Raw genomic sequence first — 25,815 nt, forward strand, 5'->3', positions numbered from 1 at the left:
TTGGGCTAAACGAACCTTGCCATATTTACAAGTTGCGCGTGGACGGCGAAAATTCGGCGCAGATGTCGAAGCGGTAATCGGGGCTGTAATGCAGGCTTATTCCTATGAGTTCTTTGCGGGCCATCTGCGCGAAATCTTCTCGATCGCGCTGGGCGAATCGTCGGTCGACATGACCCTGGTCGAGGCCCGGCGGCGGCCGCCGCGGGTGGTCGCGGGCCTGCGGGCCGAGCCTTTTACGCTCTATTTCAAATGCGCCAATCCGATCCTGCTGCCGCAGAAGACCTACCCGTTCACCAACCCGGGGACCGGCAAGCTCGACATCTTCATCGTGCCGATCGGGCGCGAGCGCGACGGCGTCGTATACGAGGCGATCTTCAACTAAGCGCGATCCGGTCGGATCACGGCCCGGCCTTCCACACCATCGCGGCATGGAGCCCGCCCGGCTCGAGGTTGCCGTCTTCCACGAAGCCCAGGCGCTCATAGAGCCGGCGCGCCGGGTTGCCGAACTCGACCTGGAGCACGAAGGTCCTGGCGCCGGCGTCCTTCAGCGAAGCCTGGACCCAGCGCAGCAGCCCCTCTCCCAGCCCGCGGCCGCGGAAGGGCGGCAGGAAACCGATATCGATGAGCGACCATTCGCTCGGGCCACGGTCCAGGATCAGCCGGCCGATGGGCGTGCCATGCTGCGCGATCACCAGGAAGTCCGCCTTCGGATAGAAGCGGCGGAAATGGAGGTCCTGGAGGCGGAACTGGTCGTCGAGAAAAGGCTCGCGCTGGGCCTCCGGCCATTGCGCCAGGGCGGCCGCATCCATGCGCAGCGTGGCGAACAGGGCGCGCAGGAAGGGCTGGTCGCGCTTCCTGGACGGGCGCAGCGCGATGCCGTCGCGCGTCAGGCGTTCAGGCAGCGCAAGCATGGCGATCCCGCAAAACGATGGGAGCATGACCCGATTCCATGGGGTCGGATCATGCTCCAAAACCGGCGCCCGTGGCGCGCTTTTGCGGACCCGCGGCTAGTTGCGCGACGGGAAGATGCCGTAGAGCGCGATGCAATAGTTCATGCCCAGGATCGGCTGCTCGTTCTCATGCGGCTGGCTGCCGCCGCTGGGCTGCAGGGCATTGACCCCCAGCGTGTTGCCCGTCGGGGTCGGCGCGAAGATCCTGCCGGGCTGGCCGCGGTCGCCGAACCAGCCGTTCTGCGTCGGCACCAGGCCGTAATCCGTGGTGGCGCCGGGCTGGGTGCCATAGACCAGATGGTTGTGCTGCGGCAACTGGCTCTGGCTCAGCGTCACCGAGGTCTGGCCCGAGGTCTGGCCCAGGTCGTAGTTCGACAGGCTCGGCCCCTGGCCCCAGCTCATCACGGAGCGGTCCATCAGGTTCGGCAGGGAGAAGGTCGTCACCCCGTTGCCGCCATAGGTGGTCCCGATGATCGAGAACAGCGCCTCGTTCTGCGAGATCGCGATCTGCTGGCCCTGGCAGAACGCGAAATTGATCGGCGCGAAGTTGAAGCCGTAAAGCATGACCTGACCGATATACTGCATCGACATAGTTTTGGTCTCCCGCGAGGGGTTGAATTGGATTAGTTGCGGCTCGGGAAGATGCCCGACAGCGCGACGATGTAGGTGAGCGCCATCGCGGGCATGCGGTTCTCGTGCGGCAGGTTGTTGCCGGTGAAGCCGACCGCGCTCGCCGAGAACTGGATCGGGGAGCCGGTCTGCTTGCCGTTCGCGATCCAGTAGCCCGTCCAGGGCGGGTTCGCGAGCGTCGCGGGATAATTGCCCTGCGGCGTGTTCACGTTCGCCGTGCCGACCGTTGTCGCGGTCGGCGGATGGTTGTGCATCGGCATCTGCTGGGTCGTCAGCGTCACCGCCTCCGTGCCCTGCTGCTCACCCATGGTCCAGTTCTGCAGGCCCGGACCCTGGCCCTGGCCGACCGCGAGACGGCCGCGCAGATCCGGCAGTCCGAACGTCGTCGTGCCGTTGCCGCCGTAATAGGTGCCGTAGAGCGAGAATAGCGCGCTGTTCTGCTGGATGCTGATGATCTGGCCCCAGGCCATCGCATTGTTCTTGGGTGCGAAGTTGCCCGCAAACATCCGGACTTCGCCGAGATAGGGATTGGTCATGTGTGGTTTCCTCTTTCCAGGCGCTAATTACGGGCCGGATAATAGCCGGTGGTCGCGATACAGAAGTTCAGACCGAGACTCGGCTGGATGTTGTTGTGAGCCTGACTGCCGCCGGCCACGCTGCACTGCTGCGGGTTGAGGACGACGTTCGGCCCGGTCGCGAAATAGAAGTTCTCCGCGGCGCCCGTCTTGCCGTTGACCGGCGCGGCGAACACGCCGTCCTGCAGGCCCGCCTGGGTGCCCGGGCTGTTGTTCGCCATGAACGCATGCGAGTGATACGGCATCTCGGTGATCAGGAGCGTCACGCTCTCCGTGCCGGTCATCTCGCCCATCGACGTCAGCTGACCGAACGCCATCGGCGTGCGGCCGCGCAGGTCCGGCAGGCCGAAGGTCGTCTGGCCGTTGCCGCCATAGGTCGTGCCCAGCAGCGAATAGAGCGCCGTGTTCTGCGCCAGCGGGATGATGTCTCCCTTGGCAAGCGCCCAGCCGCGCGGATTGAAGTTGAACCCGTAAATGCCGATCTGGCCCAGGTAATAGTTGGTCATGAGAACTCCTCAAGAGAGGGGAAGTAGACAGGAGGGATTCCGGCGTTTCGCCAGAGAATAGGAATCGACAGCACGAGAAACTTAACTAGCGAGTCGCGATTGTTCAAATGAATTGTTAGAACAGCCGAAGTACATTTTGGAATGATAAAATCGTTGTGGTTGCGCGCCCAGATATCGCAATACCAAGAGGCGATTTCGCGTGTGCGAAAACTACGTGACGCAAATGGTACGCCGCCGCCGAACCGCACTGCATGGCGGTTGTGATCGCGGAGGAAGTTCGGTACCATCCTGACGGTGCGTCCGGCGTGTGCTAAAGCCGGTTCCTGATCGATTCTACAGCGGGGATGGTATGAACGGCGCCGGTAAGTCTCGGGAAATCAAAGACATTGCGTCCGGTGGCGCGGTGCAGCGCAAGCCGTGGTTGACGCCGCGCGTCGTGCACGGCACGGGGCTGGAGGATTCCGCCAACTCCTACCAGTTGCACCAGGACTCCAACCCACATGCTTCCAACGACGCGTCCTAAGCCCTGAGCGCATTTGCCGGGTTGATCCGCTTCACCGGTCCGCCGGTGGGCGTGCGCGATGTCGAGCGTCTGGCGCGCGGCCTTCCCGCATTCGATGGATTGCGTGAGACCCAGTGGTCATCGCCCCGCGCCGCCCTCGTCCATCGCCTCTTCGTCATCACGCCGGAGGACCGGCTTGAGCGCCAGCCGCTGAGTGGTCACGGCCGAGACAGCCGTTTCGTCTTCGCCGGCCGGCTCGACAACCGCGAGGAGATTGCCGCCGCGCTCGGCGTCGGCGCCGCGACATTGCGCGAAACCCCGGACGGCGCACTCTGCCTGATGGCCTTCGAGCGCTTCGGGCCCGAAGCCGCCCCGCGCCTGGAAGGCGGCTTTGCGTTCGCCCTATGGAACGACACGCAACGGACTCTGCTGCTCGGACGCGACAAGATGGGCGGGCGGCCGCTCTTCTACCACTGCGGCGACGGCTTCCTCGCCTTCGCGACGAGCTTCAACGCGCTCTTCATGCTGCCGCAAATCCCGCGCGCGCTGGACGAGACCGTGCTCGGCGACATCCTCGCCCTCAACATGTTCGAGCAGAGCCGCACGATCTATCGCGGCGTGCTGCGCGTGCCCTCCGGCAGCCTCGCGCAGTGCGACGCGAACGGCATCCGCGTATCGTCCTATTGGACGCCGCGGCGCCGCGACCTGGGCCTGAAGCGGCATGCGGACTATGTCGAGGCCGCGCGCGAACACCTCGACCGCGCCGTGGCGCCGATGCTGCGCAGCGAGCGGCCCGTCGCGGTGCAATGCAGCGCGGGGCTCGACTCTCCGGCGGTGGCCGCAACGGCGGCGCGGCTGCTGGCGCCGCGGCATCTCACCGTCATCGCGCGCGTGCCGCCCGCGGCGCTGCGCCGGCCCGACAACGACCGGCAGTGTTTCGACGAGGGCCCCGGGGTGCGCGCCCTGGCCGCGATGCACCCCAATATCGACCTGGTCGAGGCGGACGACGCCGATCTGCATGCGGTCGACCTCAATCCCGCGCTGCGTTTCGCGATCAACGGCATGCCGGTGTTCAACCCGCTCAACCATGGCTGGCTCTCCGCCACCATCGACCGGGCCGTGGCGGGCGGCCATCGCGTCCTGCTGGATGGGCTCTGGGGGAATTTCACCCTCACCTGGGGCGCCAACAGCAGCCTGCACTGGCACCTGCTGCACGGCGCGCCGCTCACCTTCCTGCGCGAGCTCCACGCCAATTGGCGGGTCAGCGGCCGGCCGTTCCACAAGGTCCTGCGCCACCGCCTGCTGCGGCGCCTGGAGCCCGAAGCGTTGCGCGCCTGGCGGCGGCGGCGGCGCGGCTTGGGCGTGGGGCTTGAGCATGGCGGCTTCGTCGCGCCCGACTTCCTCGCCGCGCACGACCTCAAGGCGCGGATCCGGGAGATCGGCGGCTGGCAGGAAGGGCGCACCGATGCCGATCCCTTCGCCGCGCGGGTCAAATGGCTGGTGCGCAGCAACGAGATCGGGCTGGACTGGACCGGCCAGGCACCGGCCTTCATGGGACTCGAGAAACGCAGCCCACTGGGCGATCCGCGCCTGATCGAGTTCTGCCTCAACGTGCCCGAGGAGCATTATCTGCGCGGCGGCTGGCCACGCGCGCTGGCGCGCGATGCGCTGGCCGACCGCCTGCCGCCGCAGATCCTGCGCAACCAGAAGGCCGGCATCCAGACGCCCGAATGGTTCGCGCGCCTGAAGCTGCAGCGCGGCGCGATCGAGGCGGACATCGCGCGCATCGCCGCCTCGCCGCTGGCCTCGCGCCTGATCGATCTCAAGCGCCTGCGCGCCGCGATGGCCGACTGGCCGGAGGATGCGGACGCCGCAGAACCGCGCAAGGCCGAGCTCGCCGCCGGCCTGACGCGCGCGGTGCACATCGGACGCTTCGTCTGCTGGTTCGAAGGCGGCAACGCCTAGCAGGCTGTTGAAGAAGTCTTTTGCCGACGGGCGATGAAGGGGATGTCGTCGCCGTTTTGGAGGGAGATTTCGCCTTCGAGGGAGTCGTCGGTTTTGATCTCGGCCCATCCCTCGCCGGAAGCTTCGTCCATTTCGTCGTTTCCTGACCATTCGAACTCGATGGCATCGCTTGCGCAGGCGCCCTGGAAGGAACCGGTGAGGCAATCCAGGGCGAACTCGCCCCCATCCTTATCGAACAGGATGTAGGAGCCCGGCCCGGCCATGTCATATCCCGGCGTCTCGACGACGCGCCATTTGCCCTTCAGCGTCATGCCGGCACCGCCAGGAGTTTGGGCAGGCGGATGAGGTTGTAGGCGGACAAGGCCATGACGAAGGTGGCATTGACACGCGCCAGCCCACGGACCTTGACCTTGGCCAAGCCGGCCGATGCCTTGATCCAACCGAACACCTCTTCGATGCGCTTGCGGCAGACTTGGCTCACGGCATAACCGCAATGGCGCAGCGTCCGGTTGTCGATGGCCGTCTTGCGCGGCTTGCCGGTCTTGCTCAAATGCCCATCGATGGCGACGTGCGGCGTGATCGCGCGCGCCCTAAGCGCCTCGACGAAGGCCTCCACGTCATAGGCCTTGTCGGCGCCTAGCGTGATCCGCCGTCGTCGCCGGGGACGATGGCGATCCACCAGCGTCAGCGCTTGGTCCCGTTCGGCCATGCCGTTGGCTTGGCTCGCCTGGCCTAAGACCGCCAGGCCGTGGCGGTTCTCCATCAGCGCATGCCCCATGTAGCAGAGCTTGGCCGGCTGGCCATCGCCCTTCTTGTAGAGCTTGGCCTCAGGATCGGTCGTGCTCTCATGGGTCTCGTTGGAGCGTTTCTCCTTGTGGAAGCTGCGCTCGGCGTTGCGGCCCGGACCATCCTGGTCGTTGTCGGCGCCGTCCTTCCTGCGGAAGCTCTTGAGCGAAGCCCACGCCTCGATCAGCGTCCCATCCACCGAGAAGTGCTCGCTCGACAGAAGCCGCTTCACTCGAGGCTGAGCCAGGATCGCGTTCAGGAACTTGGCCGCGATGTCACCTTGAAGCAGCCGATCCCGGTTCTTCGAGAACACCGAGTGGTCCCATGCCGGATCATCCACCCCAAGCCCGACGAACCAGCGGAACAGAAGGTCAAACTCTATCCGTTCCATCAGCAGCCGCTCCGAGCGCACACCGTAGAACGCCTGCAACAGCGTCGCCCGCAACAGCTTCTCCGGCGCGATCGAGGGACGGCCAAAGTCCGTGTAGAGCTCGTCGAAGTCCTTCGACAGATCCATCAACGCCGCGTTCGCAATTTCCCGGATCACCCGCAGAGGATGGTCATGGCGAACCCGGGACTCCAAATCCACGTAACTGAACAGCGCCCCGGACCGCTCGTCGCTTCCACGCATCGTCCATCCCTCGGCCGACCCGCCCAAAGGGAATCACGATCCCAAACGCGCCGCCAGAGACTTCTTCAACAGCCTGCTAGAGCAATTCCGGGAAAAGCGCGAAGCGGTTTTCCGCCCGGAATTGCGACCAGCCAATACCTTGGAGCGGATCACCGATTCCGTGAAACGGTGATCCGCTCTAAGGGACGCCGCGGGCGTGGAAATCGCGCAGGAAGCGTTCGGTGAGCGCGGCAATTGCCGCGTCATCGCCCTGCTTGTGGAGGCGCGGCGGGACGACGGGCGCGTCCGCACGCCCGAGGGCATCGAGCAGGCGGCGGATGGCGGCTTGGTAGTCCTGTTCCATATCCTCGTAGACGATCTCGTGCGGCACGAGGGCGTTGGCGGCGAAGAAATTCCGCCAATGGGCGTTGCTGCGCAGGATGCGGCGGTGCAGACCGAGGATCGCGTCGAAATCGTAAGGCGGCGGCGGCGCGTCGCGCGCCGAGAGCCGCCGCCAGCCGCCGGTCCGCCAGGCCGCGTAGTTCGAGATCGCCTGCCGCACCGTGTCGCGGCGGTGCAGGAAGAGGAATTCCGCATGCGGCAGACGCGGCGCGATGTGTGCGAAGAGACCGCGATAGAAATCCGCCGGCGTGGCGGCGGGACGCATGCGGTCTTCATCCGCGACGTTGTCGGGCGCGATCTCTTCCGCCAGGGCGACGAGATCGCGCCAGAACAGCTTGATCGACAAGACGCCGGACGGATCGGTGCGGCGGCGCCACAGATTCGCGACATAGCCGTCGAGCTCCGAGGCCTGCCAGCGCGCCTGGAACGCGGGACGAAACCCCTCGTGGAAATACTCGAGCGGACAGCCGAGGCCGCGCGCGAAGGTGAGGGCCTCGCCGAGCAGCGTGCTGCCGGAGCGCTGCTGGGTGCAGAGGACGAGACAGCGGCGCGGTGGGCCCGTCCAATCCGGATAATCGGCCGACGCCAGCGTGAGATCGTAGACCTCAGCCCGCGCCACGGAGCCGCTCCAGCTCGCGATAGACCGGCATCATATGCGCCTGGGCATGGGCGCGCAGCGCGGCGTCGATCACTTCCGCCTTGGCCGCCTCCCGCGTCTCGAACGGTATGCCCGGCGTTTTCGCGTGGAACCGCGTCAGCACGCTCATCGCGGCGCGGACCTCGTCGCCGACCGTCACCCCGAAATGCGGCAGGATTTTCGTGAACACCGCATCCGGCAGCTCGCGATAATTCACCAGCAGCCCGCCACCCGCCTTGAACGGCTCCAGCACCGCCGTGCAGGTCGCCGCCAGCAGCTTGGCGCAATAGATCGTCGAGTCCTCCGCATCCTCGTCGCGGAGGCCATAGACCGCGGGCGGCATGAATTCGGGCAGCGTCTGCATCCCGCGCTCCAGCACCTGCGAGGCCAGCACCTCGACCGGCTCGCGATAGATGAAGACCCAGGGCACATCCGGAAACGCCTTGGTCAGCAGCGGCAGCGCCATGCTGTGCCAGCTGTCCGTCTTGAAGATCACCCGCTCCTGCCCCGGCACGCGCTTCTGCCCCAGCACGCCCGCCATGGCGCGCAGCAGCGCGATATGCACATCCTCGCTGAGCCCCTGCACCATGCGGTCGAGCTGCAGTACGGAGTCGAACGGCGCCGCTTCCGACAGCACCAGGTTGCGCGGCTCGGCCGCCAGCATCTGCGACACCAGCGTCGAGCCGCAGCGCGACATGTGGAAGATGAAGGCCGCCGGCGTCAGCACCGGCAGCTGCGCCGTCAATCCCGGCAGATTGCCCAGCAGCGTGCGCGTCGGCATCATCCGCGACAACGGCCGTCCCAGTGCATAGCGGATCGAGGCTTCATAGAACGGGTCGTCGAACGGCCTTGCCCCGAACCAGGCCCAGTCGACGCAGACCTGACCGTACATCGGAGCGACGGAGACCGGCAGCCAGCCCGGCGGCGGCACGTCCAGCGTCGGCGGCCCGCCTGTGTAGCGTTCCATCCCCACCGGCGCCGGGCGCAGCGCGTCGCGCAGCGCTTCGGTGCTCAGCGAGAAGCCGAGCGCCTGTGCCCGCGGCACCGCGACGGGCAGGAACGATGTGAGCTCCTCGAAACCGGCGAATTCCGCCTGCAGCGCGGGATCGGCGCGCACCGCCGCGAAAAATGCCTGGACCGCGTCCGCCTCTGTGCCTGCTTCGCTCATGCCGTCCGCTTGTCCGCCGCCCGGCGCCACAATATCGTGGCGCGATGAGTTTACCAGACCGCCTGCGCCTGCCTTTCGCGTTCGACGCGCAGGCGCTCGAGCGCGACCTGGCGGGCCTTGCCGGCGACGAATGGATCGCGCATTTCGTCCAGCAGAACTATGACGGCGACTGGAGCGTGCTGCCCCTGCGCGGCACCAAGGGCGCGAGCCATCCGGTGATGCAGATCTATTCCGACCCCAACGCGACCGAATTCGAGGACACCGCCTTCCTCGCCCGCTGTCCCTACTTCCAAGACGTGCTGTCGCGCTTCCGCTGCGAACTTTTATCCGTGCGCCTGATGCGCCTGACGCCCGGCTCCACGATCAAGGAGCATCGCGACCTCGATCTCGACGCCGACAGCGGCACGGTCCGCATCCATATTCCCGTGACGACCAATCCCGGCGTGGTGTTCGAGCTCAACCGCCGCCGCGTGCTGCTCGAGCCCGGCAGCGCCTGGTATCTGCGGCTCTCCGATCCCCATCGCGTCGCGAACACCGGCGCCACCGACCGCGTGCATCTGGTGATCGACGCGGCAGTGAACGGCTGGCTGCACGACCTGCTCGCGCGCGCCTCTCAGGATTCGGCGGCCGCGGCCGGCGCATAGCGCGGCACCAGCAGGTGCACCGCCGCCAGCGCCACGAGATAGGCGCAGGACGCGACCACGAAGATCGGCGTGTAGCTGCCCAGGGTCTGCAGCACCCAGCCGGAATATTTCGCCATCAGGGCGCCGCCCAGGGCGCCCGACGCGCCGCCCAGCCCGACCACCGAACTGGCGGCCCAGCGCGGGAAAAGGTCCGAGGGCAGCGCATAGAGGTTTGCCGAGAAGCCCTGATGCCCGGCGCAGGCGACACCGATCAGCGCCACCGCGATCCAGATATTCGCCGCCTGCACCGCGAACGCCACCGGCACGACGGCCAGGGCACAGACGAGCATCGCGACCTTGCGCGAGACATTGAGGTCGAAGCCGCGGCCGAGCAGCGTCGACGAGCCCCAGCCGCCCGCGATGGAGCCGAGATCGGCCAGCACATAGATCGCCACCAGCGGCGGGCCGTAATTCTTGAGGTCCAGGTGGTACTGCTTGCCGAAGAAATCCGGTAGCCAGAACAGGAAGGTCCACCAGATCGGATCGATCAGGAAGCGGCCCGCCATATAGGCCCAGGTCTGGCGCCGGGCGAAGAGCTGCCGCCAGGGGATCGTCGCATGCGTCTCCGGCGCGCGGTCGGATTCGATATAGGCGAGCTCCGTCGCCGAGACGCCGCGATGATCGCGCGGGCTGCGGTAGAACCACAGCCACACCGCCAGCCAGACGACGGTGAGCAATCCCGTCAGCACGAAGGCCATGCGCCAGCCGAAGGCGAGGGTCACGAACGGCACGATCAGCGGCGCCAGGATCGCGCCGATGTTGGAGCCTGCGTTGAACAGGCCGATCGCCAGGGTGCGCTCGCGGGTGGGAAACCACTCGGCCACCGCCGCCAGTGAGGCGGGAAAGGCGCCGGATTCGCCCAGCGCCAGCGGGATGCGCATCAGCGCGAAGCCGCGCGTGGTGGTGACCAGCGCATGGCCGATATGGCCGATGGTCCACAGCGTGACGGCAAGCGCATAGCCGAAGCGCGCCCCGATCCTGTCGACGATCCGCCCGAACGCGATATAGCCGGCGCCATAGGCGATCTGGAACCAGAACACCACGTCGCCATAGCCCTGCTCTTCCCAGCCGTATTTCTGCTGCAGCGTGGGCTTGAGCACGCTGAGGACCTGGCGGTCGATATAGCTGAGCGCGACGGCGGCGAAGAGCAGCGCGCAGACGATCCAGCGCGTCGCGCCCAGCGGGGCCGGCGCGGGGCTTTCCGCCGCGGCGCTCACGCTAATTCGCGACCGTCAGCACGGCGGTCTTGAGGTCGGGCGTCGCCGAGCTGCCGCCGACCATCACGTCGAAGGCGCCCGGCTCGACCACCCGCTTCATATCCTGGTTGTACATCCTGAGCTCATGCGGCCCGAGCGCGAAGCGCAGCGTGCGGCTCTCGCCCGGCGCCAGCGTGACGCGCTGGAAGCCCTTCAGCTCCTTCACCGGCCGCGTCACCGACGCGACCTGCTGGTGGAGATAGAGCTGCACGACCTGGTCGCCGGCGCGCGCGCCGGTGTTCTTCACGTCCACCGTGACCGTCACTGCGCCGTCGGGCTTGATCGTGGCCGCCGACAGCCGCGGTGCCGAGATCTCGAACGTCGTGTAGCTGAGGCCATAGCCGAACGGGAACAGCGGCGCCGTGGTGTCGAACAGATAGCCGCGATGCGCGCTGGGCTTGTAGTTGTAGAACATCGGCAGCTGTCCCACCGAATGCGGGATGGTCACCGGCAGGTGGCCGCCCGGATTGGCGTCGCCGAACAGCACGTCGGCCATCGCGGTGCCGGTCTCCTGGCCCAGATACCAGCCCTCGACCAGCGCATTCGCCTTGGCCGCGACATTGTTGACGGAGAGCGGCCGTCCGTTGATCAGCACCACCACGACCGGCTTGCCCAGCGCGAAGAGCGCGTCCGCTAGCTCGTCCTGCTGCCCCACGAGATCGAGACTGTCGCGGTCGCCCAGATGGTTGTCGGCCCAGGCCTCGCGGCTGGTCTGTTCGGTGTCGCCGATCACCAGCACGATGGTGTCGGCCTTGCGCGCGACCGCGACGGCGTCGGCGATGCGCTTGCGGTTCTCCGCCGGGTCGGCGAGCTTGACGTCGTCGGCGCCCCATTCGCTGCTCTCGGTGATCCGCACGCCTTCGGCCGTCACGACATTGACGTTCGGCCCGAGCTTGGCGCGGATACCGTCCAGGATGTTCACCGTCTTGCGCGGAATGCCGGAATAGCCGCCCAGATGGATCGTGGCCGCGTTCGGCCCGATCACCGCCAGCGTCTTCCCGCTCTTCGACAGCGGCAGCGTTCCGTCGTTCTTCAGCAGCACGATGGCGCGCCGCGCCGCTTCCGCCGCCAGCGCGTCCGCCTCGGCATTGCCGGTCAGCGCATTGGCCGCTTCGGCATCGTGATAGGGATGCTCGAACAGCCCGGCCTCGAATTTCAGCGTCAGGAACCGGCGCACCGCCGCGTCGATCTCCTTCTCGCCCAGCTTGCCGGCGCGCACGGAGGCGACCAGCGTGCCGAACGACGCGCCGTTCGGATTGTCGAGGTCGACGCCGGCGCGCAGCGAGCGGATCGCCGCCGCGGCGTGGTCCGGCACCACGTGATGGATGTCGGCGAGCTGCTCGATGGCGAAATAATCGCTCACCACCGCGCCCTTGAAGCCCCATTCGCCGCGCAGCACGCCGCTCAGCAGCCAGGTGTTCACATGGCTCGGCACGCCGTCGATCTCGTTGTAGGACGCCATCACCGTCTGGATCTTCGTGCGGCGCACCACCTCCTCGAAGGGCGGGAAGAAATTCTCGCGCAGCGTGCGCTCGCCATAGGGCGCGGGGCCGACATTGGTGCCGCTCTCGGGCTGGCCGTGTCCCGTCATGTGCTTGAGGGTCGCGAACACCTTGTCGGAGGCCAGCGGCAGCGTATCGCCCTGCAGCCCTTGCACCGCCGCCACGCCCATCTCGCCGACGAGATAGGGATCCTCGCCGAAGGTCTCCTCGATGCGGCCCCAGCGCGGATCGCGCGCCACGTCGACCACGGGCGACAGCACCTCGTTGACGCCGCGCGCCGCGAGCTCGCGGCCCGTCACCGCATTGACCCGGCGGACGAGATCGGGGTCCCAGCTGCTCGCGAGCGCGATGGCCTGCGGAAAGCTCGTGCCGTCGACCACGACCGCGCCATGCAGGCCCTCTTCGTGGAAGAACACCGGGATGCCGAGCCGCGTCTTCTCCACCGCCCAATGCTGGATGTCGTTGATCAGCGCGGTCGCCTCGCGCGTGTCGCGGCTGCGGCCGGTGCGCTTGGTGCCTTCGAGGTCGCCGGGCCGCGCGATCTGGCCGACGCCATAAGGCAGCTGCGCGCCCGCCTTGGCGGGATCGAACTTGCCGTCGGGGGTGAGGATGGAGTCCTTGTTGTTCCAGATCGTGCCGATCTGCGCGACCTTCTCCTCCAGCGTCATGCGCTTGAGCAGGTCTTCGACCCGCGCCGGGATCGGCGCCGACGCGTCCTTGTAAAGCGGCGCCGCGGCGGCCTGCGCTGCGGGTTTCGTCGGCGCGGGCTTCTTCGTCGGCGCCGCATCGGTGAGCGCGACAAGCGCCGTCAGCGCGGCGGCAAGGACAAGCGTGCTGGAAACCGCCCGTTGGAGCGTCATGGCGTTCGATCCCTCTCCTGCGCCGCCGGTCGCGCCGGCGATTATTATTGGTAACGCTATCAGACTAGGTATTGCAGGCCTTTTTGTAAAGCAGCCCGCTCACGGCAACACGCTTATATAGTCGCGCTCGCGGTAGTCGAACCAGTCGAAATCTGCCGGATGACCGGTGCCGGCCGTGTCCTGGCAGGCCATGCCGACGAACGCACCGGTGAAGTTCGGATTGCCCGGCGCGGTCGCTTCATCCGACAAGATGCTGGCATCGAAAACTTGCGGCAGCCGAATCCATGCCGCGCCGCCGACGCGATAGGAGAACACCAGCCGCTCATAGTCGACATCGACCCGCAATTCTGTCCGCGTGCCGGGCGGGATCGGGATCGGTGCGGTGAAGGCATCGGCCTGCGGCTGATCGGGCAGCGCCGACATCACGCGGATATGCTTGCCATGCGTCTCGTCATGGCTGACGTGCAGGTAGTGGAATTTCACGCCGCTGTAATAACAGACCAGGCCCGCGGCCTGCTGGTAATGCTGCGGCTCGAAATCGAGTGCCGCCGTGGCGGTATAGCAGAAGGCCTGCTGCCGCCGCGCGACCAGCGCCTGGGTGAACAGGCTGCCGATGCTCTCGCGCCCGAACAGCCGCAGATGGCCCGGCCGCGCCGCCAGGCTGAACAGGGCATCCGGATCGGGCGAGCGCAGCCATTGGAAGGCGAGTGGCAGGCCGGGCCCGTCGAAATCCTCGCGCTCCGGCGCGGCGGCGAAAGGGTGCGGCGGCAGGCCGGGCCCGCGAACCTCCGTATGCGGAATACCTTGCCCGTCGGCGCTGCGCAGCCAGCCGTCCGGCCCCCAAACCATCGGCTCGATCGCGGTCTCGCGCCCCAGCACGCAGCGCCCGCGATTGGGCAGCGGCCGGCCGCAGAGATAGACCATGTAGGTCTCGCCGCCCTGCGTCTCGACGAGATCGCCATGGCCGGCGCGCTGCAAGGGCGCATCGGGCCGCGTCCGCGCACTCAGGATATGGGTGTCGGGATGCAGTTCGTAGGGACCGTCGATGCTGCGCGACCGCGCCATTGTCACCGCATGGTTCCAGCCCGTGCCGCCCTCGGCGGTGATCAGGTAATACCAGCCGCCGCGCTTGTAGAGATGCGGCGCCTCGGTGAGGCCCAGCGGCGTGCCGGTGAAGATCAGCCGCCGCGCGCCGACCAGGCGCTGCGCGTCATGCGCATATTCCTGCAGCACGATGCCCGCGAAGCGGTTGTTGCCGGGGCGGTGGTCCCACAGCATGTTGACGAAATATTTCCGGCCATCGTCGTCGTGGAACAGCGACGGATCGAAGCCGCTCGAATTCAGGAAGACCGGATCGGACCACTCGCCGTCGATCCGCTCCGCCGTGACGAGATAGTTGTGGAAGTCGCGCAGGCTCGCGCCCGACGCGCCGCCCACGCTGGTGCGGCCGTAGCGCTTCACATCGGTGTAGATCAGCCAGAACCGACCGTCGGCATGGCTCAGGCACGGCGCCCAGACGCCGCCGGAATCCGGATCGCCGCGCAGGTCGAGCTGGCGCGCCCGCCGCAGCGGCCGCGTCAGCAGGCGCCAGTGCTGCAAGTCGCGCGAGTGGTGAATCTGCACCCCGGGAAACCATTCGAAAGTCGAGGTCGCGATGTAGTAGTCGTCACCGACGCGGACGATCGACGGATCGGGGTTGAAGCCGCGCAAGATGGGATTGCGGATCGTGTTACCGGACATGGCGCTCCCGCACGAAAGACCAAAGGACGACGGCACCGACGATGTCGAGCACCGCGAGGGCCACGAAGAAGGGCGAATAGCCCACCAGCGCGACCAGCCCGCCGACCATCGTGTTGAAGATGAGCGCACCGGTATTGCCGAAGGTCCCCGCCATGCCGGCCACCGTCGCGACCTCGCCGCGGCGGAAGAGATCGGTCGCCATGGTGATGACGGTCACCGACAGCGTCTGATGCGCGAAAGCCCCAAGACAGAGCAGCGCGATCGCCGCATAGGGATCGGCGACGAAGCCGGTGAAGGCGATGCCGGTCATCATCGCGGCGCCCAGCGTGAAGGCGCCGCGCCGCGCATCGATCAACCCGACGCCGAATTTCTGCAGCGCCAGCACCACCAGCGGCCCGAACAGGCTGCCCAGATCGGCGGCGAGGAAGGGCAGCCAGGCGAACAGCGCGATATGCCGAAGGTCGAAATGATGCGCCTTCACCAGGTAGAGCGGCAGCCAGAAGGTCAGCGCCGCCCAGGTCGGATCGGCGAGGAAGCGCGGCAGCGCGATGCCCCAGAAATTGCGCTGTTGCAGAAGGGAAAGAAGCGACGGCCGCGCCAACTGCGCGGTCAGATGCGGCTCCTGCCCCGCTTCGATATAAGCGCGCTCGCTGCCGGTCAGCGCCTTGTGGTCCTCGCGCGGCCGGTACAACAGAAGCCATAGCACGACCCAGGCCAAGCCCAGCGCGCCGGTGATGACGAACGCCATCTGCCAGTCATAAGCGATGATCGCCCAGGCCACGAGCGGCGGCGCCAGCATCGAGCCGACCGAGGCGCCGATATTGTAGATCCCGCCGGCGATGCCGCGCTCGCGTGCCGGGAACCACTCCGACACCACTTTCATCCCGGCCGGATTGGCCGAGCCTTCGGCAAAGCCGAGCAGGCCGCGCAATCCCGCCAGGGTCTGCCAGTTGTGCGCCAAGCCATGCGCCATGCACACCACCGACCACGCCGCGGCACAGATCGCCATGCCGATCCGCAGGCCGACCGTGTCGAGGAAGAAGCCGACCGCCGGCTGCGCCATGATCGCGAGCTGGAAGGCGAGCAGGACCCAGGAATATTCCCGCTCGCCGATATGCAGATCCGCCAGCACGGTCGGCGCCGCGACCGACAGCGTGCTGCGCGTCAGGAAATTGAGCGTCGCACCCAGCATGATGAGGCCGATGGTCCACCAGCGCAGGCCGACGATCTTTCCCATCTCACCCCTTCTTCGGTGCCGGCCGCAGATAGCGCTGCGCGAAGGCGAGGAAGGCCGGCCAGTTCGGCTCCGGCGTGTGCCCCTCCGCATGCTGGCGGAAGGCTAGCTCGCCGCCGGTCAGCCCCTTGCCGACCGGCGGCATGGTGGCCGTCTCCAGGCCCTTCTTGCCGAGCAGCGCATAGACCGGTCCGGCCGCCACCTCGGCCATGAACATGCCGCGTGGATCGACCCAATTGTCGCCCTTCGCGCCCGCGCCGACGAAGATGGGTCGCGGCGCCGCCAGCGCGAACAGCTCATGCGCGTCGACCGGCAGGTCGGCCGCCGTCTTCGGCCCGGCATATTGCAGGAATTCGCCGGCGAACCAGTGATACTCGCCGGTGCCCGCGAGATTCTCGATCCGCTCGCCGAAATTGCGCCGCAGCAGCGCCGCGCCGCCCGCGCCGGAGGACGAGATGTAGGCCACGGCATAGCGTGCATCATAGGCCATCGCGATCAGCGCCGCCTTGCCATAGCGCGAATGTCCCGCGATGCCGACATGCGCGGAATCGATCGCGGCGTCCTCCTCGAAATAATCCATCGCGCGACTGGCGCCCCAGGCCCAGGCGCGCAACACGCCCCAGTCGTGCAGGTCGCGCGGCTTGCCGGCGTTGACCAATCCGATCACGCCCTTGACCAGGTCCGCGCCGTCGTCCGGCTGCACGCTCGTGACGTCCAGCTCCGCCGCGCCCCAGCCCCTGGCCAGCACCTGCGCGCGCCAGGTCGACGGCCGGCCCGCTTTCGCGCCGCCCGAAAGCAGCAGGACCACCGGCACCGGCGCCTTGGCGCTCGCCGGCAGGCTCACCGTCATCGTGATGTCGAACGCGGCGGGGCTCAGCCCGCCCGGATGAGCCACGAGATGGCGCGTCGTCGCCGCCACCTTGCCGATCGTCTCCGGCGCGGTGCCCGCCACGACCCATTTGAGGATCGGTGCAGCCGCCGGCAGCTTGCCGTAGACTTCGGCCTCGTAGTCTGTGGCGATCTCCTCGCGGCGGTGCTGCCACCACATGTCGCGCGACGTGACCGGCGTGCCGTCCCTGAGCTTCAGCGGATCGGGCAGGTCGGGCGCCGGGTTCGCCTTGGCCTCGTCGTAATTGGCCGCGTTCGGCGCCCTGGCATCGCCGTCGACGCCGGGGCGCAGCGTGGTGATATGGAGTTCGTCCAGAATACGTTGGTGGTCCTGCTCCGCCGTCAGCGGCACGGTTGCCGCCAGCGCGGCCGCCATCGCGAAGATCGCCAGCCGCATCAGCCGCGCTCCGCGTCCGGCACCGTGTGCCCGGTCGTGCTCCGCATCTTCATGCCATCGCCTCCAGAATGATTTCCGCGGTCAAACTGCATGCTGACCGTGACGGTCGCAACGGTGTACCTGTCCGGCGCTTCATTCGCTTCAGCCTCGCTGCCCCCTTCTTTCTCGTCTTGGCGCGCAGACCACATTGAGCAGGGCGCGATGAAGTGGTAACGCTACCTTTGGCGGGCGCCAAAGGAAAAATCCAACAATCGACGCTGCGCTGCGAAATCGAATTTGGTGCGCTGCAATATGTGGGACGCATTGCAGAAACTCGGCTGGAGCATCGCCTTGGCGCTGCTCGCAACCCTGCCGGCGCGGGCCGGGAGTGTCACTCTATATAGCGATGCTCAGGTCGCGAGCATCGTCACCGACGGCGCCGCCAGCCGGCCGCTGAACAAGGCGGCCGCCCTGCTGGCGCACGACCTGACCGCGCTGACCGGCCATGCACCGAAAATCGCGACCGGTCCGGGCGGCGTCGACGGCACGGCGGTGATCGTCGGCCGGATCGACCAGCCCTGGATCGCCAGCCTGCTCAGAGCCAACCGCCTCGACACCGCCCCCATCGCCGGCAAGTGGGAGACCTATGGCCGCGCCGTCGTTCCCGCGCCATGGAATCCGAAGCAGCGGGCGCTTCTGATCTTCGGCTCCGACACGCGCGGCGCGATCTATGGCGTGATCGACCTGACGCGCGAACTGGGCGTCTCGGCCTGGGAATGGTGGGCGGACGTGACGATCCGCAAGGTCGCGACCCTCACGGTCGACGCCGCGCTGCGCTATTCCCGGGAGCCGTCCGTCCGCTATCGCGCCATCTTCCTCAACGACGAGGATTTCGGGCTGAAGCCCTGGGCGGCGAAGACCTATGAGCCCGAGGCCGGCACCGTCGGTCCGCGCACCTATGCCCGTATCTTCGAGCTGATGTGGCGGCTGAAGGCCGACACGATCTGGCCCGCCATGCACAAGGGCACGGTGGCGTTCGACGACGTGCCCGGCAATGCCCAAACCGCCGACGACTACGCCATCATCCACGCGACCAGCCATGCCGAGCCCATGCTGCGCAACAACGACCGGGAATGGGATCCGGCCAGGCGCGGACCGTTCAACTGGCAGACCAATCGCCAGGCCCTGCTCGACTACTGGGACGAGGCCGTCGACGGCCACAAGCAGTATGAGAACATCTACACGCTGGGCCTGCGCGGCGTCGGCGACTACCCGATGCTGGGCGCCGATGGGCCGGAGCAGATGCGCGACATCCTCACGGACGTCTTCGGCCGGCAGCGCGCCATCCTCGCGCATCGCCTCGGGCGGCCGGCGAACACGATCCCGCAGGTCTTCACGCCTTACAAGGAAGTGCTGCCGGCCTACGACACCGGGCTCAAAGTGCCCGACGACGTCACGCTCACCTGGCCGGACGACAATTTCGGCTATATCCGCCGCCTCTCGAATCCGCAGGAGCGCGGGCGTAGCGGCGGCTCGGGCGTCTATTATCACATCTCCTATTGGGGCGGGCCGATGTCCTATCTCTGGCTCGCCTCGGCGCATCCCGCGCTGATGTGGGAGGAGATGCGCAAGGCCTATCTGTTCGACGCACGGCGCATCTGGGTGCTCAATGTCGGCGACATCAAGCCGGGCGAGTATCTCAGCCAGCTCTTCCTCGACATGGCGTGGGACGACGACGCCTTCGCCGACATCGCGAGCGTGCGGGCGCATCTGCACGCCTTCGCCGCGGCCCAGTTCGGCGCAGAGCATGCCGATGCGATCACCGATATCCTGTGGCGCTATTACGACCTCGCCTTCTCGCGCAAGCCCGAGTTCATGGGCTTCAACACGCACTACCCGACCACCGCACCGCGCCAGACCGACTTCGACATGATCGACTTCGGCGACGAGAACGCGCGCCGCCTCGAGGCCTATCGCGACATCGCGGCCCGCGCCGCCGCCCTGCGCACGACGCTGCCGAGCGACCGGTGGGATGCGTTCGATCAGCTGGTCTTCTATCCGGTCGGCGCCGCCGCCGCGATCAACGAACGCGCCCTCGATCTCGACAAGGCCATCGCCTATGGCCTGCAGCGCCGCGCCAGTGCCAATGCCTACGCGCTGCGGGCGCGTGACGCGCATGCGGCGCTGCTCGCCGGCGCGGCCGCCTACAACGCGATGGGCGGCGGCAAATGGCGCGGCATGATGGACATCGCGCCGGCGAAGCTGCCGCAATACGACCAGCCCGACTATCCGTACTGGAGCAACAGCGGCGACGCGAGCTGCGCGCTGCAGGCTGAGGGCGGAAGCTATTACGACAGGGGTGGCGCCACGCCGGCCCTGCCGCCCTTCCATCGCGAATTGCCGCGCACGCGCTACATCGATCTTTTCCTGAAGGCGCCGGCGCTGGCGCACTGGACGGCGACTCCGAGCGCGCCGTGGATCAGGCTCGACCGCCTCCGGGGCGCTTTCGACGCCCGGACCGCGGAACAGCGCCTGCACGTCTCCATCGACTGGGAGGCCGCGCCCGACGGCGGGCAAGGCAGCATCGCGCTGACCTGCGACGGCACAGTGACGACGCTCGCCGTGACCGTCCGCCTCGCGCCGCGCAACACCGTGAAGGATGTTTCGTTCCTCGAAGAGGATCGCATCGTCTCGATCTATGCGACTCATCCCGACATGATGACCGGCGCCTGGGAGGTTCTGAACGGCCTCGGCCATACCGGCGCCAGCCTGCGCAGCGCGCTGAACACGGAATCGTCCGAAACAAGCGGCCCCAGCGCAACCTACCGCTTCGCCACCACCACGGCCGACGATCGGGCGACGCTGCGGGTGATCGCGCTTCCCGTGCTCCCTATCACATCGCGGAACGGCATGCGGGTCGCGGTTGCGATCGACGGCGGCGCGCCGGTCGTGCTCGATTTCAAGACCGCCGAATTCAGCGCCGCCTGGCGGCAGAACGTGCTCGGCAACAGCGCGGTGGGCGAAGTGAACGCCCTGCGGCTCGCGCCCGGGGCGCACACGCTGCGCGTCACCGCGCTCGACCCCGGCGTGATCCTCGACCGTTTCGAGATCGCCTTCGACGGCGCACCCCGCGCCTATGACCCGGTGCCCGAAACGAGGATCGTGAAATGAGCGAATTGTCCCGCCGCGAACTGCTCGCCCTGTCGGCCGCCGCGCTGATGCCCGGCTTCGCGCGGGCTTCGGCGGCCGGACCCGCCTCGCTCAACGCGCTCGCCGCCGCGAAGGGCCTGCGCTTCGGGTCCTGTCTCGGCACCGGACCGAGCGGCGCGCCGCATCCCGGCAGCTTCGACGGCAAGCGCGCCAATTCCTACGACGATCCTCAGGTGCGCGAAATCTTCCTGCGCGAATGCGGCATCCTGGTGCCGGAGAACGAGCTCAAATGGTACACGCTGCGGCCGGCGCCGGACGTGTTCGATTTCAGCCGCGCCGACCGGCTGATCGCCTTCGCCGATGCCAACAACCTCCTGATGCGCGGTCACACGCTGCTATGGCACAACATGCAATGGTTTCCCGCCTGGGTCGCGAACTACGACTTCGGACCCCGCCCCGCGACCGAAGCCGAGCGCCTGCTGCGCGCGCACATCGCAACGGTCTGCGGCAAGTACGGCGACCGCATCTTCGCCTGGGACGTCGTCAACGAGACGATCGATCCCGACACCGGCGGGATGCGCGAGACGGTGTTCACGCGCTATCTCGGCGACCGCGTGATCGACATCGCCTTCGACGCGGCGCGCACCGCGCTGCCGCATGCCCAGCTCGTCTACAACGACTATATGAGCTGGGGACCCGGCAATGCGAAGCATCGCGCCGGCGTCGTCGCGCTGCTCGAGCGTCTGAAGAAGAACGGTACACCGATCGACGCGCTGGGCGTGCAGGCCCATATCGGCCCCGGCGCCTCGGCGACCACGCCGACCCTCGGACCCGGCGACGAGCGCGAATGGCGCGGCTTCCTCGACGCCGCGACGGGGCTCGGCCTTGACCTCGTGATCACCGAGTTCGACGAAGGCGACCAGAACCTGCCGGCCGACATCGCGTTGCGCGACGCCGCAGTGGCCGACCTGGCGCGGCGCTATTTCGACGTCATGCTGAGCTATCCGCAGCTGCGCTATGTCATGGCCTGGGGCCTGGTCGACAAATATTCCTGGCTGCGCGAACGCTGGCCGCGCCCCGACGGCCTGCCCAAGCGGCCGAGCCTCTATGACGACGACTACCGGCCCAAGCCGATGCGCGATGCCATCGCCGGCGCCTTCCGCGCCGCGCCGCAACGGAACTGGCTGCTGTGAGGCCGGCCGTCCTCGCGCTGGCGGCGACGGCCGTGCTCTCGGCCTGCAGCACACTTGCACCGCCGCCGCCGGTCGCGCCGCCTCCGCCGGTCGCAGTCGCACCGCCGGGTGCCGGCATCGTCACCGCCATCGATCCCGCGCGCATCGACGCAGCGCTGAAGGGCTTCGTCGATCGCGGCCAGCTCGTCGGCGTCTCCGCCCTCGTCTTCAAGGACGGCAAGGAGGTCTATTTCGGCGCCTTCGGCGCGGCCGACCGCGAGATGTCCGTGCCGATGCGGCGCGACACGCTGGTGCAGATCTTCTCCATGACCAAGCCGGTCACGGGCGCGGCGTTGATGCAGCTCTACGAGCGCGGTCTGTTCCGGCTCGACGATCCGGTGGCGAAATACATCCCGGAGCTCGCGGGCGTGAAGGTCTTCGCCGGGCTCGATCCCGCCGGCAAGCCGATCCTCGTGGCGCCGCATCGCGCGATGACCATCCTGGACCTGATGCGCCACACCGCCGGCATGACGACCGGCTATTCCGGCATCGCCTATGTCGAGAACGAGATGACGCGTCTCGATCCCGGCAACAAGGCCCACACGCTCGCCGAGGAGGCGCGGCTGCTGGGCCAGGTGCCGCTCGCCTATCATCCCGGCGAGCACTGGCTCTACAGCCCCGCGGTCGACATGCAGGCCCTGCTGGTCGAGCGTCTTTCGGGCCAGCGCTTCGACCTCTATCTGCAGGATCACATCTTCGCGCCGCTGAAGATGACGCAGACGGGCTATCATGTCGGCCCCGAACGCCGCGCCCGCCTGGCGGCGCTCTACGACTGGCATGAGGACGGTTCGCTGACGCGCGCCCCCGACGACCGCGCCTTCGCCTTCAACACCGGCGATTGGCCGCTGACGCCCGGAAGCTATGGCCTCACCGCGACGCTTGACGACTATATGCGCTTCGCCCGCATGCTGGAGAACGAGGGCGAGCTCGATGGCGCGCGCGTCCTGAAGCGCGAGACCGTCCGCCTGATGTCCACCAACCAGCTTCCGGCCGAGATCGCCGACCGCTCCTGGCTGCCGAGCAAGGGCCGCGTCGGCTTCGGGCTCGACTTCGCGGTGCGCACCGCCCAGCCCCAGGGCGACGAGGCCGCAGGTACCGTCGGCGAGTTCTTCTGGGACGGCGCCGCCGACACGCTGTTCTGGGTCGATCCCGTCAACCGCATCACCGCCGTGCTGTTCACGCAATACATGCCGTTCGGCAAGGTGCCGCTGCACAAGGCTTTCCGCGACGCCGTCTACGGCGCCCCCTCCTCGTCACGATAAAGGTGTCCTCATGCGATCCCTCCTCCGCCTGATTGTCGCTCTTGCCGCGCTTGCAATGCCGACCTTCGCCCATGCCGAGGACGGCTACGATCTGTGGCTGCGCTATCGCCAGATCGCGCCTTCGCCGCTGCGGGTCTATCGCAGCCAGCTTGCGACCATCGTGCCCAGCGGCCGCGAGACCTCGCCGACCATCGCGGCCGCGACCGAGGAGCTGCGGCGCGACCTGAGCGGCTTGCTCGGACGCCCGTTCACGGTGACGCGCGCCATCGCCCGCGACGGCACCATCGTGCTCGGCACGCCCACGAGCTCGCCGCTGATCCGGACCCTGGCGCCGGCGCTGAACGGGCTCGGCGACGAAGGCTATCTCATCCGCACCACCGTCGCGGAGGGCCGCAAGGTCACGGTGATCGCGGGCAACAGCGACGCCGGCGTGCTCTACGGCGTGTTCGCCTATCTGCGGCTGCTGCAGACCTGGCAGCCGATCGACATGCTCGACATCGCCTCGGCGCCGCGCCTCAAGGTCCGCATCCTCGATCATTGGGACAATCTCGACCGCACCCAGGAACGCGGCTATGCCGGCTTCTCCATCTGGGACTGGCACAAGATGCCGGACTACATGGACCCGCGCTACACGGACTACGCGCGCGCCGATGCCTCGCTGGGGATCAACGGCGCGGTGCTGAACAACGTCGCGGCGAGCGCGCAGATTCTCACGCCGCTCTATCTCGCCAAGGTGAAGGCGCTGGCCGATCTGTTCCGCCCCTGGCACATCAAGGTCTATCTCTCCGCCCGCTTCAGCGCGCCGATCGAGATCGGCGGCCTCAAGACCGCCGATCCGCTCGACCCCGCGGTGCAGGCCTGGTGGAACGCCAAGGCGGACGAGATCTACCGCTACGTACCCGATTTCGGCGGCTTCCTGGTCAAGGCCAATTCCGAGGGCCAGCCGGGACCGGGCGACTATCACCGCAGCCACGCCGACGGCGCGAACATGCTGGCGGATGCGCTGAAACCCCACGGCGGCATCGTGATGTGGCGCGCCTTCGTCTATGCGGCGGAGAATCCGGAAGACCGCGCCAAGCAGGCCTATGGCGAGTTCGTGCCGCTCGACGGCAAGTTCCGCGACAATGTCGTCGTGCAGGCCAAGAACGGCGCAATCGATTTCCAGCCGCGCGAGCCCTTCCATCCGCTGTTCGGCGCCCTGCCGCACACCAACCTGTTCCTCGAAGTGCAGCTCACCAAGGAATATCTCGGATTGGCGACCAGCCTCGCCTATCTCGGGCCGCTCTATGAGGAAGTACTGCACGCCGACACCTACGCGAAGGGGCCGGGCTCGACCGTGGAGAAAGTCGTCGACGGCTCGCTGTTCGGCAACACGCTGACCGGCATGGCCGGCGTGTCCAACATGGGCGACGACCGCAACTGGACCGGCTCGGAGTTCAACCAGGCGAACTGGTACGTCTTCGGCCGCCTCGCCTGGGATCCGTCGCTCTCGTCGCGCGCCATCGCCGAGGAATGGGCGCGGCAGACCTTCAGCAACGATTCGCATTTCCTGGGACCGGTGGTCGACATGATGATGGCCTCGCGCGAGGCGACGGTCGATTACATGACGCCGCTCGGCCTGCATCACCTGATGGCGACCGGGCATCATTACGGCCCGGGCCCCTGGGTCGACGATCTCAAGCGGCCCGACTGGAATCCGGTCTACTACCATCGCGCCGACGCCGCGGGCCTCGGCTTCGACCGCACCGCGGCGACCGGCAGCGGCGCCACCTCGCAATACGCGCCGCCGGTGGCAAAGCAATTCGAGGACATCGACACGACGCCGGAGAAATTCCTCCTCTGGTTCCATCACGTGCCCTGGGACCGCAAGATGAAGTCGGGCCGCACCCTGTGGGACGAGCTGGTGGTGCGCTATGACGACGGTGTCGACGCGACGGCGCGGGCGCGCGCGACCTGGAGCCGGATGAAGCCCTGGGTCGATGCCCAGCGCTTCAACGAAGAGGCCGCCTATCTCGCGATCGAGGAGAAGGAGGCGCAGTGGTGGCGCGATGCCTGCCTCGCCTATTTCGCGACCTTCTCGAAGCGGCCCTTCCCGGCCGGGCACGCCGCACCGCCGCACGACGTCGCCTATTACAAGGCGATCAACTTCCCCTTCGTGCCGGGGCATTGACGACGGGCGACATTCATCCGTTCATCGCCGGTTCAGTCGCGGCACGATATCTTGCAGCTTGGCGCCGTCGCGTCAGGGAGGACCCGCCCATGAGACCATCCTGCATCGTATTGGCCGCGCTGCTGGCCGCCCCGGCCGCCCTCGCCGCGCCGCCGCCCGGCAAGATCTGCATCGATCCCCGGAGGAGTTACCAGGCGCTGTATCTGGAAGGCCACGACATCGTTGCCAGGCAGACCATCGGCCGCGACCATCGCCAGCTGCGCCTCAGCACGACTTGCATCGGCCTGCGCTCGGCCGACATGATCCGGCTGTCGAGCGATTTCAACTGCGTCGGGATGGGCGACGACGTGATCGCCGGCACGATCGACGGCCATCGCCAGACCTGCCGCATCAGCCACGCCGAGCCTTATACGCCGCCGGCGGCGCCGTAGAGCGATTTGATCTCAAGCTGATGTCATAGCCCGCGGGCCACCCAGTTCGGTTCTGCACGATGTCAAAAGGCGCGCGGGTATTTCTTCTTCCAAAGCAGGCACAAATGTCGCCTGGGTGGCCCGCATTCGCGCGCCATGACGGATTTCTTGAGCCCATCTGATTGCGACAGGTCCGGAGCAATTCCCGGCGCACGTCCCATAAAAAAATCGAGCGGCGCATCCTTGGGACGGGCCGCTCGAGTTATTGGGGAATCCAATCACACTCAGATCCGCCGCCGTTCCTCGTCGAACGGCGGCGGT

General features: G+C 67.4%; 22 protein-coding genes. 9 read left to right on the forward strand and 13 right to left on the reverse strand.

Annotation, left to right across the window (positions count from 1 at the left end):
- Window positions 1-88 precede the first annotated feature (88 nt).
- Window positions 89-382, forward strand: a complete 294-nt coding sequence (locus tag WDM91_07435; protein ID MEI9994410.1) for a hypothetical protein — start codon at window positions 89-91, stop codon at window positions 380-382.
- 16 nt (window positions 383-398) lie between these two features.
- Here the strand turns inward: WDM91_07435 and WDM91_07440 are convergent, their stop codons facing one another.
- The 4 genes from WDM91_07440 to WDM91_07455 all read right to left on the reverse strand — a co-directional run bounded on the left by WDM91_07440 (window position 399) and on the right by WDM91_07455 (window position 2,661).
- Window positions 399-911: a GNAT family N-acetyltransferase gene (locus tag WDM91_07440; protein ID MEI9994411.1), complete on the reverse strand. Its 513-nt coding sequence runs from the start codon at window positions 909-911 to the stop codon at window positions 399-401.
- 96 nt (window positions 912-1,007) lie between these two features.
- Entirely contained in the window at window positions 1,008-1,541 is a 534-nt protein-coding gene (locus WDM91_07445; protein ID MEI9994412.1) for a tail fiber protein, read from the reverse strand.
- Between the two features lie 32 nt (window positions 1,542-1,573).
- Window positions 1,574-2,116 carry a tail fiber protein gene (locus tag WDM91_07450; protein MEI9994413.1) on the reverse strand — a complete coding sequence of 181 codons (543 nt, stop codon included), beginning with the start codon at window positions 2,114-2,116 and terminating at the stop codon, window positions 1,574-1,576.
- A gap of 23 nt (window positions 2,117-2,139) precedes the next feature.
- Window positions 2,140-2,661, reverse strand: a complete 522-nt coding sequence (locus WDM91_07455) for a tail fiber protein (GenBank protein MEI9994414.1) — start codon at window positions 2,659-2,661, stop codon at window positions 2,140-2,142.
- Window positions 2,662-3,010: 349 nt separating this feature from the next.
- Between WDM91_07455 and WDM91_07460 the strand changes: the two genes are divergently transcribed.
- Together WDM91_07460 and WDM91_07465 are read left to right on the forward strand one after the other, a co-directional pair.
- The gene (locus tag WDM91_07460) at window positions 3,011-3,184 is read left to right on the forward strand and encodes a hypothetical protein (GenBank protein ID MEI9994415.1); all 174 of its coding nucleotides are present in this window, start codon (window positions 3,011-3,013) and stop codon (window positions 3,182-3,184) included.
- A gap of 21 nt (window positions 3,185-3,205) precedes the next feature.
- On the forward strand, window positions 3,206-5,128 hold the full coding sequence (locus WDM91_07465; protein ID MEI9994416.1) for an asparagine synthetase B: 1,923 nt from the start codon (window positions 3,206-3,208) through the stop codon (window positions 5,126-5,128).
- On the opposite strand, the gene WDM91_07470 is transcribed toward WDM91_07465, so the two are convergent.
- The 4 genes from WDM91_07470 to WDM91_07485 form a co-directional block, all read right to left on the reverse strand.
- Entirely contained in the window at window positions 5,125-5,439 is a 315-nt protein-coding gene (locus WDM91_07470; protein MEI9994417.1) for a hypothetical protein, read from the reverse strand. The genes WDM91_07465 and WDM91_07470 overlap by 4 nt on opposite strands.
- Entirely contained in the window at window positions 5,436-6,545 is a 1,110-nt protein-coding gene (locus tag WDM91_07475; protein MEI9994418.1) for an IS5 family transposase, read from the reverse strand. Before WDM91_07475 ends, WDM91_07470 begins: the two co-directional genes overlap by 4 nt.
- Window positions 6,546-6,723: 178 nt before the next feature.
- Window positions 6,724-7,545, reverse strand: coding sequence for a Stf0 family sulfotransferase (locus WDM91_07480; protein ID MEI9994419.1), 822 nt, complete (start codon window positions 7,543-7,545; stop codon window positions 6,724-6,726).
- Complete coding sequence (locus WDM91_07485) at window positions 7,532-8,731, reverse strand: sulfotransferase (protein ID MEI9994420.1); 1,200 nt, start codon at window positions 8,729-8,731, stop codon at window positions 7,532-7,534. Before WDM91_07485 ends, WDM91_07480 begins: the two co-directional genes overlap by 14 nt.
- Window positions 8,732-8,775: 44 nt before the next feature.
- On the opposite strand from WDM91_07485, the gene WDM91_07490 reads away from it, so the two are divergent.
- Window positions 8,776-9,375: an aspartyl/asparaginyl beta-hydroxylase domain-containing protein gene (locus WDM91_07490; GenBank protein ID MEI9994421.1), complete on the forward strand. Its 600-nt coding sequence runs from the start codon at window positions 8,776-8,778 to the stop codon at window positions 9,373-9,375.
- Here WDM91_07490 and WDM91_07495 read toward each other — a convergent pair.
- The 5 genes from WDM91_07495 to WDM91_07515 form a co-directional block, all read right to left on the reverse strand.
- Window positions 9,345-10,631, reverse strand: a complete 1,287-nt coding sequence (locus WDM91_07495) for an MFS transporter (GenBank protein ID MEI9994422.1) — start codon at window positions 10,629-10,631, stop codon at window positions 9,345-9,347. The genes WDM91_07490 and WDM91_07495 overlap by 31 nt on opposite strands.
- A gap of 1 nt (window position 10,632) precedes the next feature.
- The gene (locus tag WDM91_07500; GenBank protein ID MEI9994423.1) at window positions 10,633-13,032 is read right to left on the reverse strand and encodes a glycoside hydrolase family 3 N-terminal domain-containing protein; all 2,400 of its coding nucleotides are present in this window, start codon (window positions 13,030-13,032) and stop codon (window positions 10,633-10,635) included.
- Between the two features lie 99 nt (window positions 13,033-13,131).
- A complete protein-coding gene (locus tag WDM91_07505; GenBank protein ID MEI9994424.1) occupies window positions 13,132-14,772 on the reverse strand; it encodes a glycoside hydrolase family 43 protein in 1,641 nt (546 codons plus the stop codon).
- Complete coding sequence (locus WDM91_07510; protein MEI9994425.1) at window positions 14,762-16,009, reverse strand: MFS transporter; 1,248 nt, start codon at window positions 16,007-16,009, stop codon at window positions 14,762-14,764. The genes WDM91_07505 and WDM91_07510 overlap by 11 nt, the downstream gene beginning before the upstream one ends.
- A gap of 1 nt (window position 16,010) precedes the next feature.
- Window positions 16,011-17,291: a hypothetical protein gene (locus WDM91_07515; GenBank protein ID MEI9994426.1), complete on the reverse strand. Its 1,281-nt coding sequence runs from the start codon at window positions 17,289-17,291 to the stop codon at window positions 16,011-16,013.
- A 291-nt stretch (window positions 17,292-17,582) separates the two neighbouring features.
- Here WDM91_07515 and WDM91_07520 point away from each other — a divergent pair, with 291 nt between their 5' ends.
- The 5 genes from WDM91_07520 (at window position 17,583) to WDM91_07540 (ending at window position 25,515) form a co-directional block, all read left to right on the forward strand.
- Window positions 17,583-20,441, forward strand: a complete 2,859-nt coding sequence (locus WDM91_07520; GenBank protein ID MEI9994427.1) for a glycosyl hydrolase 115 family protein — start codon at window positions 17,583-17,585, stop codon at window positions 20,439-20,441.
- Window positions 20,438-21,613: an endo-1,4-beta-xylanase gene (locus tag WDM91_07525; protein MEI9994428.1), complete on the forward strand. Its 1,176-nt coding sequence runs from the start codon at window positions 20,438-20,440 to the stop codon at window positions 21,611-21,613. The genes WDM91_07520 and WDM91_07525 overlap by 4 nt, the downstream gene beginning before the upstream one ends.
- Window positions 21,610-22,914, forward strand: coding sequence for a serine hydrolase domain-containing protein (locus WDM91_07530; protein ID MEI9994429.1), 1,305 nt, complete (start codon window positions 21,610-21,612; stop codon window positions 22,912-22,914). Before WDM91_07525 ends, WDM91_07530 begins: the two co-directional genes overlap by 4 nt.
- 10 nt (window positions 22,915-22,924) lie before the next feature.
- The gene (locus tag WDM91_07535; protein ID MEI9994430.1) at window positions 22,925-25,084 is read left to right on the forward strand and encodes an alpha-glucuronidase family glycosyl hydrolase; all 2,160 of its coding nucleotides are present in this window, start codon (window positions 22,925-22,927) and stop codon (window positions 25,082-25,084) included.
- 89 nt (window positions 25,085-25,173) lie between these two features.
- On the forward strand, window positions 25,174-25,515 hold the full coding sequence (locus WDM91_07540) for a hypothetical protein (protein ID MEI9994431.1): 342 nt from the start codon (window positions 25,174-25,176) through the stop codon (window positions 25,513-25,515).
- The last annotated feature ends 300 nt before the right edge of the window (window positions 25,516-25,815 follow it).

This window comes from Rhizomicrobium sp. (genome assembly GCA_037200385.1).
Lineage (GTDB): Bacteria > Pseudomonadota > Alphaproteobacteria > Micropepsales > Micropepsaceae > Rhizomicrobium.

Excerpts from the sequence above, each read along its gene's own strand:
- WDM91_07435 (MEI9994410.1), top strand. The coding sequence starts at position 89 with ATGCAGGCTTATTCCTATGAGTTCTTTGCGGGCCATCTGCGCGAAATC.
- WDM91_07440 (MEI9994411.1), bottom strand. The coding sequence starts at position 911 with ATGCTTGCGCTGCCTGAACGCCTGACGCGCGACGGCATCGCGCTGCGC.
- WDM91_07445 (MEI9994412.1), bottom strand. The coding sequence starts at position 1,541 with ATGTCGATGCAGTATATCGGTCAGGTCATGCTTTACGGCTTCAACTTC.
- WDM91_07450 (MEI9994413.1), bottom strand. The coding sequence starts at position 2,116 with ATGACCAATCCCTATCTCGGCGAAGTCCGGATGTTTGCGGGCAACTTC.
- WDM91_07455 (MEI9994414.1), bottom strand. The coding sequence starts at position 2,661 with ATGACCAACTATTACCTGGGCCAGATCGGCATTTACGGGTTCAACTTC.
- WDM91_07460 (MEI9994415.1), top strand. The coding sequence starts at position 3,011 with ATGAACGGCGCCGGTAAGTCTCGGGAAATCAAAGACATTGCGTCCGGT.
- WDM91_07470 (MEI9994417.1), bottom strand. The coding sequence starts at position 5,439 with ATGACGCTGAAGGGCAAATGGCGCGTCGTCGAGACGCCGGGATATGAC.
- WDM91_07475 (MEI9994418.1), bottom strand. The coding sequence starts at position 6,545 with ATGCGTGGAAGCGACGAGCGGTCCGGGGCGCTGTTCAGTTACGTGGAT.
- WDM91_07485 (MEI9994420.1), bottom strand. The coding sequence starts at position 8,731 with ATGAGCGAAGCAGGCACAGAGGCGGACGCGGTCCAGGCATTTTTCGCG.
- WDM91_07490 (MEI9994421.1), top strand. The coding sequence starts at position 8,776 with ATGAGTTTACCAGACCGCCTGCGCCTGCCTTTCGCGTTCGACGCGCAG.
- WDM91_07500 (MEI9994423.1), bottom strand. The coding sequence starts at position 13,032 with ATGACGCTCCAACGGGCGGTTTCCAGCACGCTTGTCCTTGCCGCCGCG.
- WDM91_07505 (MEI9994424.1), bottom strand. The coding sequence starts at position 14,772 with ATGTCCGGTAACACGATCCGCAATCCCATCTTGCGCGGCTTCAACCCC.
- WDM91_07510 (MEI9994425.1), bottom strand. The coding sequence starts at position 16,009 with ATGGGAAAGATCGTCGGCCTGCGCTGGTGGACCATCGGCCTCATCATG.
- WDM91_07515 (MEI9994426.1), bottom strand. The coding sequence starts at position 17,291 with ATGCGGCTGGCGATCTTCGCGATGGCGGCCGCGCTGGCGGCAACCGTG.
- WDM91_07520 (MEI9994427.1), top strand. The coding sequence starts at position 17,583 with ATGTGGGACGCATTGCAGAAACTCGGCTGGAGCATCGCCTTGGCGCTG.
- WDM91_07525 (MEI9994428.1), top strand. The coding sequence starts at position 20,438 with ATGAGCGAATTGTCCCGCCGCGAACTGCTCGCCCTGTCGGCCGCCGCG.
- WDM91_07535 (MEI9994430.1), top strand. The coding sequence starts at position 22,925 with ATGCGATCCCTCCTCCGCCTGATTGTCGCTCTTGCCGCGCTTGCAATG.
- WDM91_07540 (MEI9994431.1), top strand. The coding sequence starts at position 25,174 with ATGAGACCATCCTGCATCGTATTGGCCGCGCTGCTGGCCGCCCCGGCC.